The organism is Streptomyces sp. NPDC059957 (genome assembly GCF_042730015.1).
Lineage (GTDB): Bacteria > Actinomycetota > Actinomycetes > Streptomycetales > Streptomycetaceae > Streptomyces.
The window spans coordinates 54180-67908 of record NZ_JBHWMB010000005.1; the positions used below are offsets into that span (position 1 = coordinate 54180).

Below are 13729 nucleotides of genomic sequence, written 5' to 3' on the forward strand. Positions count from 1 at the left end.
CCCACTCTCTGCCAGAAGGTGCGGGACGGCCCTGTGACTGGGCCGTCCGGGGGATGCCGGGCGGCTACTGGCGGGCCCTGCGGGCAGGCCTCGGGCTCTCCGAAGGGGTTCCCAGATCGCCCTTGACCAGCAGGTTCAGCACGCGCAGCACGGCCTCGCGATCGGTGTCCGAGAGGGAGGCGAGCGCGTCGGCGTGGACCTGGTCGACGATGCGGCTGCTCTCCTGCGCCAGGGCCGCGCCCTGCTCGGTGACGACGATGACGCGGGCCCGGCGGTCCGTGCTGGACTGCCGCCGCTCGGCCAGGCCGGCCTTCTCCAGGGCGTCGACGGTGACGACCATCGTCGTCTTGTCCATGCCCCCGATCTCGGCGAGCTGGATCTGGGTCCGCTCCTCCCCCAGCGCGTGCACGAGCACGCAGTGCATCCGTGCCGTGAGCCCGATCCGGTCCAGTGCCGCAGCCATCCGGGTGCGCAGGACGTGGCTCGTGTGGTCCAGGAGGAAGGAGAGGTCCGGCTCGTTCTGTGCGGGCGCCATGGCTGTCATGTCCACCAGTCTAGCAATTCAGTCCACAGCAGATCGTCTGCAACGGAACTATCTGATACGGTCTTACCAAGTCAGCCCGCCGCTCACCGACTGGGGACTCAGATGCCTGCCACTTCCGCTCCCGCCGCTCCCGCCGCTCCTCCGACGACGCCCTCCACGCCCGCCGGGTCCGCTTCCACCCCGGCTTCCACCCCGGCCGCCCCGCGCGGGCTGCGCTCCCGGTGGACCGCCCTCGGGGTGCTGTCCACCGGCGTCCTGATGACCGTCCTCGACGGCAGCATCGTCACCGTCGCGATGCCGGCCATCCAGAAGGACCTCGGATTCACCCCCGCCGGACTCAGCTGGGTCGTCAACGCCTACCTGATCGCCTTCGGCAGCCTGCTGCTCCTCGCCGGCCGGCTCGGCGACCTCATCGGCCGCAAACGGATGTTCCTGGCCGGTACCGGCGTCTTCACCGGAGCCTCCCTGCTCGCCGGATTCGCCGGCTCGCCCGAGGTACTGATCGCCGCCCGGTTCCTGCAGGGCCTCGGCAGCGCCATGGCCGCGGCCGTCAGCCTGGGCATCCTGATCACGCTGTTCACCGAACCCCGCGAGCGTGCCAAGGCCATCGCCGTCTTCTCCTTCACCGGCGCGGCCGGGGCCTCCCTGGGACAGGTGCTGGGCGGCGTCCTGACCGATGCCCTCGACTGGCACTGGATCTTCTTCATCAACCTGCCGATCGGGCTCGCCGCCCTCGCACTGGCCCTGCCCGCGCTCCCCGCCGATCGAGGACTGGGTCTGCGTGCCGGAGCCGACGTCATCGGCGCCCTCCTGGTCACCGCGGGCCTGATGCTCGGCATCTTCACCGTCGTCGAGGTGGAGCGCTACGGCTGGGTCTCCCTGCACACCCTCGGCCTCGGCACGCTCTCGGTCGCCCTGCTCGCAGGGTTCACCGCACGCCAGGCCAGGACCCGCACCCCGCTGGTACCGCTGCGGATCTTCCGCTCGCGGACCGTGGCCGGCGCGAACCTGGTCCAGATGCTGATGGTGGCCGCACTGTTCTCCTTCCAGGTCCTGGTCGCCCTGTACCTCCAGAACGTGCTCGGCTACGGAGCCGCCGAGACCGGCCTGGCGATGCTCCCGGCGGCCGTGGTCATCGGCGGGGTCTCCCTCTTCGCCTCGGCCCCGCTGAACGCCCGCTTCGGTGAACGGGGCGTGCTCCTGGCCGGACTGGCCCTGCTCGTCGCCGCCCTCGGCCTGCTGACCCGACTCCCGGTCCGCGCCGACTACGTCACCGACCTGCTCCCCGTGATGCTGCTGGCCGCCGGCTTCGGCCTGGCCCTGCCCGCCCTCACCGCGCTCGGCATGTCCGGCGCGGACGAGCAGGACGCGGGCCTCGCCTCGGGCCTGTTCAACACCACCCAGCAGATCGGCATGGCCCTCGGCGTCGCCGTCCTCTCGACCCTGGCGGCCTCCCGCACCGACTCCCTACTCTCCACGGGCCGCGACCGCGCCGCGGCGCTGACCTCCGGCTACCACCTGGCCTTCGGTATCGGCGCGGGACTGATGCTCACGGCGCTCGTGGTGGCGGCGACCCTGCTGCGGACCGGCCGGCGCCGGTGACTCCCGTCCGATGTTTCACGTGAAACATCGGGGCAGGACGCGGTCGGGCTGACGAAAGGACCGCGGGCACGACTGTGGGCCGCTCCGCACACCGGAGCGGCCCACAGTCGTTTCAGCCCCCTGCTTTCAGCCCCCCTACTTCACGAAGAGGCCGTTGAGCGTGCCGTAGTCGACCGCGCCCTCGAGCGCCCCGTACGTCCCCTGCTCCAGCACCTCCACCGCCGCGGCGCGGGCCGCCGTGTACGCCGCCTGCGCCACCCCGGTACCGACACTGACCCGGCGCACCCCGGCCTTCGCCAGCTCGGCCACGGACGGACCACCCGGCCCGGCCATGGCATTGACCGGCAGCGACCCCCGGGCGATCTCGCTCAGGGCGTCCAGGTCCAGCAGCCCCGGCACGAAGATCCCGTCGGCCCCGGCGGCGGCGTACGCCTCCACCCGCGCCAGTACGTCGCCGAGACGACCGGACTCCTCACCGATCCCGAACAGGAACACATCGGTACGGGCGTTGATCACCAGCTCCGGCAGCCCGGCCCCGGTGGCCGCCGCGCGGGCGGCGCGGATCCGTTCGGCCTGCTCCGCGGCGGTGTGGAGCGTCCCGTCGGCCGCCTTCGAGTCCTCCAGGTTGATTCCGACGGCGCCGACCGCCACCACCTCGCGCACGGTGGCCGCGACGTCCTCGTAGCCGCCCTCGATGTCCACGGTGACCGGGACGTCCACGGCCGCCACGATCCGCGCCGCCGCCGCCAGCATCTCCGCCCTCGTCGCGTGCTGCCCGTCCCCACGCCCGATCGACCAGGCCACACCACCACTGGTCGTGGCGATCGCGGACGCACCGGCCGCCTCGATCACCGCCGCACTGCCCGCGTCCCAGGCGTTGGGGAGAACGATCAGCGACGCACCCAACTCCCTCAACCGCAGGGCCTTCTCGGTGGTCTTCGCTTCCACGGTCATCCGAACTCTCCTCAACATCCACCTTGGTGAATGATCGTCATACCGCCCAACGGGGCCGAGACTAACGCGAAAAGGCCCCCCGACCGGCGTTCCCGCCGGCCAGGGGGCCTCATCTCAGGGCTGTCGGGCGCCGGTTACAGCGCGCGCCAGTCGATGATCGTGCGGGCCAGTCGCGCCACGTCGTCCAGCAGGGCCAGCCGGGCCGCGCGGACCGCCGGGTCGGGGTCCATCACCAGGACGTCGTCGAAGAAGGCGTTGATCGCGACGACCAGCGGGGCGGAGACCTCGATCAGCGCGGCGAGGTCGTCCTCGCGGCCGGTCAGGGCCTCACGGACGGCCTGCGCGCTCTCGGCGAGGCGCAGCTCGGCGGGAGCGGTGAGCGGGGAACGGTCCACCGCGTCGGCGCCGGCTTCCGCGCCGTCCGGGGGGAGGATGCGCACCACGCGCTGGAATGCGGCGGTGAGCCCGTCGAACGCCTCGGTGCCGACGTGGCGCTCCAGCGTGGCCAGGGTGCGGTCGCCGTGGGCGGGACGATCGGCCCGCACCAGGACGGCCTGGACCAGGCGGTGCTCGTGCCCGGCGTCGGTGAGCTGCTGCTCGTAGCGGCGGGTGATCAGCTCGGCGGCCTCCGTGAGCCGCTCGGCGGGCACCTCCACGCCCTGGGCGGCGAAGCGGTCAGCCGCCGCGCGAAGCGCCTCGTTCACGTGGATGCCGGCCAGCGCGGGAGTGCTCCGCAGCACGTTGAGCAGACCGATGGCGGCCCTGCGCACACCGAACGGATCGGAGCTGCCGGTCGGTGCGGCGCCGATCACGAACATGCCCGTCACCAGGTCGAACCGGTCGGCGAGCGACAGTACGGCGCCCGCGCCACCGGCGGGCAGCGCGCCGCCTGCGGAACGCGGAAGCTCCATCTCGGCGAGGGCGCGCGCGACCTCCGCGGACTCGCCGGCGCGGCGTGCGTACTCCTCGGCCATCACCCCGGCCAGGCCGGAGAACTCGACGACCATCTGGGAAGCCAGGTCGAACTTCGCCAGCGCACCGGCACGGCGCACCGTGGCGCGCGTCCTCGCCGAGTCCCGCGTTCGCGGCCAGCCCGAGGGCCAGGGCGGCGATGCGGTCGGCGCGGTCGGCGACCGTGCCGAGCCGGTCCTCGAAGGTCAGCTTGTCCAGCCGGCCGCGGAGCTCCTGGGGGGAGACCTTCAGGTCGGCGCGGAAGAAGAAGGCGGCATCCTCGTAACGGGCGCGCAGCACCGCCTCGTTGCCCGAACGCACCACGTCGTCGTCGCACGTGCCGTTGGCGAAGGTGATGAAGGCGGGCATGAGCCGCCCGCCCGCGTCCAGCACCGGCAGGTAGCGCTGGTGCCCCCGCATGACGGTGGTCAGGACGCTCGCGGGAAGGTCGAGGTAGCTCTCGTCGAAGGATCCCCGGACCGGGTGCGGGAACTCCACGATGTCGGTGATCTCGTCGATCAGTCCGGCCTCACCGGCCACATCGATGGATCCGCCGGCCTCGGCCGCCGACTCGTGGGCTCCGCGCACCACCGCGTCGCGCCGGGCCTCGCGGTCCAGCAGGATGCCGTGCATCTTGAGGAAGTGGGCGTAGCCCTCCGCGGACGCCACCTGGACGACCGGGTCCGGGGCCGTGCGGTGGACCCGGGTGGTGGTGCCCGAGGCCAGCGCGGAGACGGCGACCGGCAGCGGGGTGTTGCCGAGCAGGGCGAGCAGCCAGCGGACCGGGCGGGAGAAGGACAGCGTCGGGTCGTTCCACCGCATGTTGCGGCCGGCGCGCAGCCCGGACACGACCTCGGCCAGCAGGTCGCTGAGTACCTCGACCGCCGGGCGGCCCGGCTCTTCGCGGGTGAGCACGACATACTCGACACCGCTGACGTCGAGGACCTTCAGGTCCGCCGGGTCGACGCCCTGGCTACGGGCGAAGCCCAGCAGGGCGGGGGTGGGGACGCCGTCCTTGTAGGCGGCGGCAGCCTTGGGGCCGCGCACGGTCTTGGCGGTGTCCGGCTCGTACGGCTCCACTCCGTCGACCGTGATCACGATGCGGCGCGGTGTGGCCATGGCCGTGATCGGGCCGTGCCCCAGCCGGGTGGCGGCGAGCTTGGCCGTGACCGCCTCGCGCACCGCGTCGGTGGTGGCGCGGACATCGGCGTACGGCAGTTCCTCCATGCCGATCTCGAACAGCAGCGTCTCGGTGCTGGACACCCTGGGCAGCGCGGCCCGCACGGCGGCGGCCGGCGCGGCCGCCACTCCGAGCGGGTACTCCAGTACGGCGCGGCGCCGGCCCCACAGCTTGGCCGACTCGTGCGTGAGGCCGCGCATCAGGGAGAAGGCCTTGGCGCGCTCCGTGGTGCTGAGCGCGCCGCGGGCGTCGAGCACGTTGAAGGTGTGGCTGCACTTGAGTACGTACGTATAGGCCGGGATGGGCAGCTCGAGGTCGATCATGCGCCGGGCCTCGGAGGCGTACGCCTCGAAGAGCTTGTGGTGGGTGTCGACGTCGGCGTCGTCGAGGTGGTGGCGGCTCATCTCGTACTCGTTCTGGCCGAACACCTCGCCGTAGGTGATGCCCGGCGCGTAGACGATGTCCTTGAAGTGGGAGACGCCCTGAAGGTTCATCAGGATGCGCTCGAGGCCGTAGGTGATCTCCACCGACACCGGGGACAGGGTGACCCCGCCGACCTGCTGGAAGTAGGTGAACTGGGTGATCTCCATGCCGTCCAGCCAGACCTCCCACCCCAGCCCCCAGGCACCGAGCGCGGGCGAGGCCCAGTTGTCCTCCACGAACCGCACGTCGTGCGCGCTCAGGTCGACGCCGAGCGCCTGGAGACTGCCCAGGTACAGCTCCTGCGGATTGCCCGGGTCGGGCTTGAGGATCACCTGGAACTGGGTGTGCATCTGGAGCCGGTTCGGGTTCTCGCCGTAGCGCGAGTCGTCCGGCCGCACGCTGGGCTCGACGTAGGCGACGCTCCAGGGCTCGGGGCCGATGACCCGCAGCGCCGTGGACGGGTTGGCCGTTCCGGCCCCCACCTCCGTGTTCAACGGCTGCGTGATCATGCAGCCGTTGTCGCTCCAGTACTTCTGCAGGGTGAGTATCGCTTCCTGCATCGTCAGCGCGGTGTGGCCGTTCTTCATGGTGATCGAATCGCCTGTTTCCCGAGTCGGTGCAGCACGTTGGTTCCAGCGAACGGTACGAGAAAAGCCCCCTCGATCTGCGTTTACGCAGGTCAAGGGGGCTTTCTGAATGTGGAGCCTAGGAGATTCGAACTCCTGACATCTGCCTTGCAAAGGCAGCGCTCTACCAACTGAGCTAAGGCCCCGGATGTGGACGTGCCGGTCCCCCGCGGGCGAGTGACCGTTCCGTAGGACAGAGTACCGGGTGTACCCCCTCATCCCGCAAAATGATAGGGACTCCCGCCCCGCGACCACTCTCCGTAAGATGCTCGCGAGGTTCGCACCAGCGAAGGGGAGTAGTAAGAGTGGACGCAGTACAGCAAGAGGCGACCGCCAGAGCCAGGGAACTCCAGCGGAGTTGGTACGGGGAGCCGTTGGGCGCGCTCTTCCGCCGGCTCATAGATGACCTCGGTTTGAATCAGGCCCGCCTCGCTGCCGTCCTCGGGCTGTCGGCGCCGATGCTGTCCCAGCTGATGAGCGGCCAGCGGGCCAAGATCGGCAACCCCGCCGTGGTCCAGCGGGTCCAGGCTCTCCAGGATCTCGCCGGCCAGGTGGCCGACGGGAGCGTCAGCGCGGGAGAGGCCACCGACCGGATGGACGAGATCAAGAAGACCCAGGGAGGTTCCGTCCTCAGCAACAGCACCGGCCAGGCCGCCACCGGTTCCGGCGCACCCACCGTCAAGCGCGTCGTGCGCGAGATCCAGTCGCTGCTGCGCTCGGTCTCCGCGGCCGGCGACATCATCGACGCGGCGGACACCCTCGCCCCGACCCACCCGGAACTGGCAGAGTTCCTCCGGGTGTACGGAGCGGGCCGCACCTCCGACGCCGTCGCGCACTACGAGGCGCACCAGAACTGACACGCAACGCACGCGACAGACACAGCTGACGACGGGGGACGGGCGCAGCAATGGGTGAGATCTTCGCCGGCCGGTACGAACTGATCGACCCGATCGGGCGTGGCGGCGCAGGCGCCGTATGGCGTGCCTGGGACCACCGGCGCCGCCGTTACGTCGCAGCGAAGGTCCTCCTGCAGAGCGATGCCCACACCCTGCTGCGGTTCGTCCGCGAGCAGGCGCTGCGGATCGATCACCCGCACGTACTGGCCCCGGCCAGCTGGGCGGCGGACGACGACAAGGTCCTCTTCACCATGGACCTCGTCGCCGGTGGCTCCCTCGCCCATGTGATCGGGGACTACGGGGCCCTGCCGCCCCGGTTCGTGTGCACGCTGCTCGACCAGCTCCTGTCGGGGCTGGCGGCGGTGCATGCGGAGGGTGTCGTGCACCGCGACATCAAACCGGCCAACATCCTGATGGAGGCCACTGGAACCGGGCGGCCGCACCTGCGGCTGTCCGACTTCGGCATCGCCATGCGCAAGGGCGAGCCCCGGCTGACCGAGACCGCCTACGTGGTCGGCACGCCGGGCTATCTCGCGCCCGAACAACTCCTCGGCTCCGAGCCCGACTTCACCGCCGACCTGTTCGCCGTCGGACTGGTCGGCCTCTACCTCCTCAAGGGCGCCAAGCCCGACTCCCAGGCCCTCGTGGAGCAGTTCTTCGCCCACGGCACCCCCGATGCCCCCGAGGGCGTTCCCGCGCCGCTGTGGGACGTCCTGGCCGCCCTGCTCCAGCCGGACCCCCGGAGCAGGTTCCAGACGGCCACCGGGGCGCGCAGGGCCCTCGCCGAGGCCGTGGAACTGCTGCCGCCGCCCGGCCCGGACGGGGATCCGGGCGGGGTGGTCGAGGTATTCGACCAACTGGGCCCGGTACCCGCCGGTTTCACGCCCCAAGAGCCCCGAGGGCCCCAGGCACCCCGCCCGTCCCAGCCGGCCACCGACGGGGACGCCGACGCGCACCGAACCGAGCACCGGGCCGCCCACGAAGCCCGGTACCAAGCCCAGTACCAGGCTCCGTACGAGACCCCGCCCACGGCCCCCCACGGGGCCCCGGCCGTCTCCGTGCCCGCGCAGCCCGCCGACGCCCCCACACCCGTCACCACTCCCCTCGGGGTCTTCGGGCCCTCGGAGACGGGCAGCTTCCACCTCCCGCCGCCCGTACACGCGGCCACCCCGACGCCGCAGGCTCCTCAGACGATGCAGACGATGCCGACGGCCCCGTATCCGTACGCGCAGCCCCCGACGCAGCCGGCTCCCCCCGCCGCGCCCCGTACGACCGCGCTCGCGCCCCCGCCCGCGAAGGTCACCGCCGGGATCCTGCTCGCCGCCGTGCTGTGCTTCGCCGTCGGGATCTGGGCCCTGACCCAGATGTAGGGCCTGCTTCAGGAGCTCCGCCGCCGGGCCAGCAGGATCCAGCCGCCCAGGATGAGCAGCAGCAGCGTCCCCGCACCGAAGCCGGCACTGGCGACCACCCGCATCACCGACCGGTTGGCGGCGGCGGCATCGGCCTCCACGGCCGTGGTGCCCTCCTCGGCCGCCGTACGGTCCTCGGAGCCCACGCCGAACCCGCCGGCCGCGAGGTCCTCCGCGTAGGCCGGGGCCTTGCCCGGATCGCCGATGATCTGCGTGCGCAGGGTCAGCGGGACGGGCACCGCGTCCTGGGTGAACTCCCCCACCTTCCCGGCCATGGTGACCGCGATGTAGTACCAGCCGGCCACCCGGACCGCGCCGACCTTCCGGTCGGAGGCGAAGCGGTTCTCGTAGGCCACCGGCGGTGTCCGCGCCAGGGTGAGCCCGGCCTGCTTCCCGTCGTACGAGACGTCCTCACCGTCGATCAGGGACCGGTACGGGCTGTACAGCGAGACGGTGAGCCCGGACGGGGCGTACCCGGAGTCCTTCGTCAGCTTGCCGGCGGAGAGTTCGGCGGCGAGCCCGAGCTGCTGCCCCCAGTCGAGCGGCACCCGGTAGTAGCGGGTCTGGCCGGGCCGCAGCTCGTCGCTCCAGACCCCCGTGCGCAGCGCCCGCGCGTCGTTGAAGCCGGTCCCGCCGGCGCGCTGCGCCGGATCGCTGCCCGGCAGGGTCGGGGAGGCCGAGGGCCAGACGCTGGGGGCCGCGGTGGGCGCGTTGCTGCCGCCGAGCTTCGGCTCGCGCTGGACCCGCAGCTCCAGGGGCCACTCCGCCCGGTCCCCGTCCTTGGCCGTCTCGCGCGTGACCTTGACGTAGTAGGTGCCGCCCCCCTGGCAGTCGGCGTCCTCCTGCATCATCCGGCCCCCCACCGCGCTGATGGGCACGGGGTCGTAGCCGAAGGACGCGCGCCCCGGACCGCTCTGGCAGGAGCGGTTCTCGATGCTGAGGACGTCCACCTCCAGGCCGTCGCTGTAGCTCACCTTGGCGCTGCCCGGGGGCTGGAGCACGGCGGAGACGTACACGCTCGAACGGTCGTCGAGGTTGAGCCGGTAGTACCGCTCCCCCGGCGCCATCGAGTCCTTGTAGACCGACCCGGCCTTCAACTCCGGTGCTCCGGCCGTGGAGGGCTTCCCCGCCACCGCCTGCGCCCCGTCCGCGCCCCGGTAGGCGGGCACCGGCTGCGGGGTCCCCGCCGCGACCGCGGCCCCCGGCAGCGCCGCGACCAGCCCGAGGACGGCCACGGCCACCGCAGCGGTCGTCCGTACCCGACGTACCCCACCCATCACACGCACCCACCCCGAGTTTGCCAACGCAAGCAAGTTCTTTGCATACCGCAATATTTCGTCACAGAGCAGCACAAAGCCCCGACCGCAGCGGCAGTCGGGGCTCTGGGATCAACCTCGGGTCTCACACACCGGAACCAGAAGGCACGGAGTCGGTTGCCTCCGTCCACAGGTCCTGCTCCGCACGGTCCGCCTGGATCTGGCGGTACACGAGGAGCCCGCCGATGGCGGCCAGTGCGACCAGGAGCAGCTTCTTCACCGCGCGACCTCGTCTTTCGTTGACGTAGGGGACTTCTGGCGCCCAACAATACACACCGACCGATACCGATCGGTGACCTACCAGCACACCAACTGGCCCAACGACAAAGACCCCCAGGCCATGGGCCTGAGGGTCTTCGACACTGTGGGGCTAACAGGATTTGAACCTGTGGCCTCATCCTTATCAGGGATGCGCTCTAACCAACTGAGCTATAGCCCCATCCGCGCTGCGCGCTGACTTCTGAAGGTTAGCGCACAGACCCGGTGACTCCAAAATCGATAGCGGCGGCCCGTCTGCGCAGGTCATCCGCCCCGTCCTCGGAGGCCTACTCGTCCTCGGCGAGCGTCAGCTCCACACCGCCGACGAAGCCCGCCGACAGGTTGTAGATGAACGCGCCCAGAGTCGCCAGCGCCGTCATGAGCACCACGTCGATGACCGCGATCACCGACGTGAAGATCAGAACGCGCGGCAGCGACAGGAAGCTCTGGAGGTCGAAGCCGTTGCTCTCGTTCGAGCCGGTCGCCTCGCTGATCGTGCCGCCGACGCTGGAGAAGATGCCCATGGCGTCCATGACCATCCACAGCACCACCGACGCCACGATCGTGCAGACGCCCAGCGCGATCGACAGCAGGAAGCTGACCTTCATCACCGACCAGGGGTCGGCCTTGGCCACCCGGAGCCGCGCCTTGCGCGTCCTGGGCGCCATACGGGCCCCCGTGCGCGGCTTGCGCTGCGCACCGGTGTCACCCGCCCCCCGCGGCGCCCCGGGGCCCTGGGGCGCCGAGTACGCCTGCGGCGGCTGGTACGGCTGCTGAGGGCCGGCCCCTGCCCCCGCCTGAGTCTGAGGCGACTGAGGCGGCTGCGGTCCTCGGGTGTCCGTCACGGTTCCCCCCTGGGAGTCCGCGGCGGAGCCACGGGCACCGTTCGCTCCAGTGTTGGCCGGTCCGGCGCCCGTGGCTCCGCTCACGCTCACTCCTCGTGCTCCCCAGCCGAGGGCTCCGTGCCCTCGGCGGCCTCCGCGGCCTGTCCTTCGACAGCCGCGTCGGTCCCGATCTCGTTCTCGCTGTCGTCGGCCTCGTCAGTTTCCTGACCGGCCTCCGCGTTGCGGGCGATGCCGACGACGGCATCGCGCTTACCCAGGTTGATCAGCTGGACGCCCATGGTGTCACGGCCGGTCTCCCGTACTTCGTTGACGCGCGTACGAATCACACCACCGCTGAGCGTGATGGCGAGGATTTCGTCCGTTTCATCCACCACGAGCGCCCCGACGAGCGAGCCGCGGTCCTCCACGATCTTCGCGGCCTTGATGCCCAGGCCACCACGGCCCTGGACGCGGTACTCCTCCACCGGCGTCCGCTTGGCGTAGCCGCCGTCGGTCGCGGTGAACACGAAGGTACCCGGCCGGACCACGCTCATGGAGAGCAGCTCGTCCCCTCCTCGGAAACTCATGCCCTTCACGCCCGAGGTGGCGCGGCCCATCGGGCGCAGCGCGTCGTCGGTCGCCGTGAAGCGGATCGACTGCGCCTTCTTGCTGATGAGCAGCAGGTCGTCCTCGGAGGACACCAGCTCGGCACCGATCAGCTCGTCGTCGCTGCCGTCCTCGGTCTCCCGGAGGTTGATCGCGATGACGCCACCCGAACGGGGCGAGTCGTAGTCCTTGAGCGCCGTCTTCTTCACCAGGCCGCCCTTGGTGGCCAGGATCAGGTACGGGGCGATCTCGTAGTCGCGGATCGCGAGGATCTGGGCGATCTTCTCGTCCGGCTGGAAGGCCAGCAGGTTCGCCACGTGCTGCCCGCGGGCGTCACGGCCGGCGTCCGGGAGCTCGTACGCCTTCGAGCGGTAGACCCGCCCCTTGTTCGTGAAGAACAGCAGCCAGTGGTGCGTGGTGGACACGAAGAAGTGGTCGACGAGGTCGTCCTGCTTCAGCTTCGTGCCGCGCACGCCCTTGCCGCCGCGCTTCTGCGAGCGGTAGTCCTCGGTCTTGGTGCGCTTGACGTACCCGCCGTGGGTGATCGTGACGACGATGTCCTCTTCGGCGATCAGGTCCTCCATGGACATGTCGCCGTCGAAGGGCACCAGCTTGGAACGCCGGTCGTCGCCGAACTTCTCGACGATGGCCGCCAGTTCCTCGCTGACGATCTGACGCTGACGCTCCTCGGAGGCCAGGATCGCGTTGTACTCGTTGATCTTCGCCTGGAGCTCGTCGTGCTCGGCGACGATCTTCTGCCGCTCCAGGGCCGCGAGGCGGCGGAGCTGCATCTCCAGGATCGCGTTCGCCTGGATCTCGTCGATCGACAGCAGGCCCATCAGGCCCTCGCGGGCGATCTCGACCGTGTTGCTGCGCCGGATCAGCGCGATGACCTCGTCGATCGCGTCCAGCGCCTTGAGCAGACCGCGCAGGATGTGGGCGCGCTCCTCCGCCTTGCGCAGGCGGAACTTCGTGCGCCGGACGATGACCTCGATCTGGTGCGTCACCCAGTGGCGGATGAAGGCGTCGATCGACAGCGTGCGCGGCACGCCGTCCACCAGCGCCAGCATGTTCGCGCCGAAGTTCGTCTGCAGGTCGGTGTGCTTGTAGAGGTTGTTCAGCACGACCTTGGCGACGGCGTCGCGCTTGAGGACGATCACCAGGCGCTGGCCGGTCCGGGACGAGGTCTCGTCGCGGACGTCGGCGATGCCGCCGACCTTGCCGTCCTTGACCAGGTCGGCGATCTTCTGCGCCAGGTTGTCGGGGTTGGTCTGGTACGGAAGCTCCGTGACCACCAGGCACTGGCGGTTCTGGATCTCCTCGACCTCGACCACCGCGCGCATCGTGATGGAGCCGCGACCGGTCCGGTACGCCTCCTCGATGCCCTTGCGGCCCACGACCAGGGCGCCGGACGGGAAGTCCGGGCCCTTGATCCGCTCGATGAGCGCGTCCTGGAGCTCCTCGTGCGAGGCCTCCGGGTGCTCCAGCGCCCACTGGGCGCCGGCCGCGACCTCGCGCAGGTTGTGCGGCGGGATGTTGGTGGCCATGCCGACCGCGATGCCCGCGGAGCCGTTGATCAGCAGGTTCGGGAACCGCGCCGGCAGGACGGTGGGCTCCTGGTTGCGGCCGTCGTAGTTGTCCTTGAAGTCGACGGTCTCCTCGTCGATGTCGCGGAGCATCTCCATGGCCAGCGGCATGAGCTTGCACTCGGTGTAGCGCATCGCGGCCGCCGGGTCGTTGCCCGGGGAGCCGAAGTTGCCGTTGGAGTCCACGAGCGGCATGCGCAGCGACCACGGCTGGGCCAGGCGGACCAGGGCGTCGTAGATCGAGGAGTCACCGTGCGGGTGGTACGTGCCCATGACGTCACCGACGACGCGGGCGCACTTGTAGAAGCCCTTCTCGGGCCGGTAGCCGCCGTCGTACATCGCGTACAGCACACGACGGTGGACCGGCTTGAGGCCGTCCCGTACGTCGGGCAGCGCGCGGGAGACGATGACGGACATCGCGTAGTCGAGGTAGGAGCGCTGCATCTCCGTCTCGAGCCCGACGGGCTCGATGCGTACGACGGGCTGCTCCTCGGCGGATTCAGCGGCGGTGGGCGTGGTTTCGTCGGCCATTGCTGGTCAAAGATCCTTTCAGG

At 70.7% G+C, this 13729-nt stretch carries 10 protein-coding genes, 2 tRNA genes and 1 pseudogene; 3 read left to right on the top strand and 10 right to left on the bottom strand.

The genetic code is table 11. The features are described from left to right. Positions 1 to 64 precede the first annotated feature (64 nt). Positions 65 to 544 carry a MarR family winged helix-turn-helix transcriptional regulator gene (locus ACFWBW_RS05140; RefSeq protein ID WP_385368527.1) on the bottom strand — a complete coding sequence of 160 codons (480 nt, stop codon included), beginning with the start codon at positions 542 to 544 and terminating at the stop codon, positions 65 to 67. Positions 545 to 646: 102 nt separating this feature from the next. On the opposite strand from ACFWBW_RS05140, the gene ACFWBW_RS05145 reads away from it, so the two are divergent. Beyond that, the gene (locus tag ACFWBW_RS05145; RefSeq protein ID WP_385368529.1) at positions 647 to 2146 is read left to right on the top strand and encodes an MFS transporter; all 1500 of its coding nucleotides are present in this window, start codon (positions 647 to 649) and stop codon (positions 2144 to 2146) included. Positions 2147 to 2281: 135 nt separating this feature from the next. Here the strand turns inward: ACFWBW_RS05145 and ACFWBW_RS05150 are convergent, their stop codons facing one another. The 4 genes and pseudogenes from ACFWBW_RS05150 to ACFWBW_RS05165 all read right to left on the bottom strand — a co-directional run bounded on the left by ACFWBW_RS05150 (position 2282) and on the right by ACFWBW_RS05165 (position 6426). Beyond that, entirely contained in the window at positions 2282 to 3100 is an 819-nt protein-coding gene (locus ACFWBW_RS05150; RefSeq protein ID WP_385368531.1) for an isocitrate lyase/phosphoenolpyruvate mutase family protein, read from the bottom strand. Between the two features lie 134 nt (positions 3101 to 3234). Continuing rightward, the gene (locus tag ACFWBW_RS05155) at positions 3235 to 4107 is read right to left on the bottom strand and encodes a glycine--tRNA ligase subunit beta (protein WP_385368533.1); all 873 of its coding nucleotides are present in this window, start codon (positions 4105 to 4107) and stop codon (positions 3235 to 3237) included. A 115-nt stretch (positions 4108 to 4222) separates the two neighbouring features. Further along, a pseudogene (locus ACFWBW_RS05160) lies at positions 4223 to 6241 on the bottom strand (glycine--tRNA ligase subunit alpha); the annotation flags it as partial. Positions 6242 to 6353: 112 nt separating this feature from the next. After that, positions 6354 to 6426, bottom strand: a tRNA-Ala gene (locus ACFWBW_RS05165). A gap of 159 nt (positions 6427 to 6585) precedes the next feature. Between ACFWBW_RS05165 and ACFWBW_RS05170 the strand changes: the two genes are divergently transcribed. Together ACFWBW_RS05170 and ACFWBW_RS05175 are read left to right on the top strand one after the other, a co-directional pair. Then, entirely contained in the window at positions 6586 to 7137 is a 552-nt protein-coding gene (locus ACFWBW_RS05170; protein ID WP_385368535.1) for a helix-turn-helix domain-containing protein, read from the top strand. Positions 7138 to 7187: 50 nt separating this feature from the next. Further along, on the top strand, positions 7188 to 8546 hold the full coding sequence (locus ACFWBW_RS05175; RefSeq protein ID WP_385368537.1) for a protein kinase: 1359 nt from the start codon (positions 7188 to 7190) through the stop codon (positions 8544 to 8546). A gap of 8 nt (positions 8547 to 8554) precedes the next feature. Here ACFWBW_RS05175 and ACFWBW_RS05180 read toward each other — a convergent pair whose 3' ends face one another. From ACFWBW_RS05180 to gyrA, 5 genes are all read right to left on the bottom strand, one after another. Further along, positions 8555 to 9862: a hypothetical protein gene (locus tag ACFWBW_RS05180; RefSeq protein WP_385368539.1), complete on the bottom strand. Its 1308-nt coding sequence runs from the start codon at positions 9860 to 9862 to the stop codon at positions 8555 to 8557. Positions 9863 to 9986: 124 nt separating this feature from the next. After that, a complete protein-coding gene (locus ACFWBW_RS05185) occupies positions 9987 to 10121 on the bottom strand; it encodes a DLW-39 family protein (RefSeq protein ID WP_208809277.1) in 135 nt (44 codons plus the stop codon). Between the two features lie 145 nt (positions 10122 to 10266). Beyond that, positions 10267 to 10340, bottom strand: a tRNA-Ile gene (locus ACFWBW_RS05190). 106 nt (positions 10341 to 10446) lie between these two features. After that, positions 10447 to 11088, bottom strand: coding sequence for a DUF3566 domain-containing protein (locus ACFWBW_RS05195; protein WP_385368541.1), 642 nt, complete (start codon positions 11086 to 11088; stop codon positions 10447 to 10449). 2 nt (positions 11089 to 11090) lie between these two features. Then, the gene (gene gyrA / locus ACFWBW_RS05200) at positions 11091 to 13706 is read right to left on the bottom strand and encodes a DNA gyrase subunit A (protein ID WP_385368543.1); all 2616 of its coding nucleotides are present in this window, start codon (positions 13704 to 13706) and stop codon (positions 11091 to 11093) included. Between the last annotated feature and the right edge of the window lie 23 nt (positions 13707 to 13729).

Bases quoted from the DNA above. Each gene is read 5' to 3' on its own strand.
- ACFWBW_RS05140 (WP_385368527.1), bottom strand. From the start codon at position 544: ATGACAGCCATGGCGCCCGCACAGAACGAGCCGGACCTCTCCTTCCTC.
- ACFWBW_RS05145 (WP_385368529.1), top strand. From the start codon at position 647: ATGCCTGCCACTTCCGCTCCCGCCGCTCCCGCCGCTCCTCCGACGACG.
- ACFWBW_RS05150 (WP_385368531.1), bottom strand. From the start codon at position 3,100: ATGACCGTGGAAGCGAAGACCACCGAGAAGGCCCTGCGGTTGAGGGAG.
- ACFWBW_RS05155 (WP_385368533.1), bottom strand. From the start codon at position 4,107: ATGGTCGTCGAGTTCTCCGGCCTGGCCGGGGTGATGGCCGAGGAGTAC.
- ACFWBW_RS05175 (WP_385368537.1), top strand. From the start codon at position 7,188: ATGGGTGAGATCTTCGCCGGCCGGTACGAACTGATCGACCCGATCGGG.
- ACFWBW_RS05180 (WP_385368539.1), bottom strand. From the start codon at position 9,862: ATGGGTGGGGTACGTCGGGTACGGACGACCGCTGCGGTGGCCGTGGCC.
- gyrA (WP_385368543.1), bottom strand. From the start codon at position 13,706: ATGGCCGACGAAACCACGCCCACCGCCGCTGAATCCGCCGAGGAGCAG.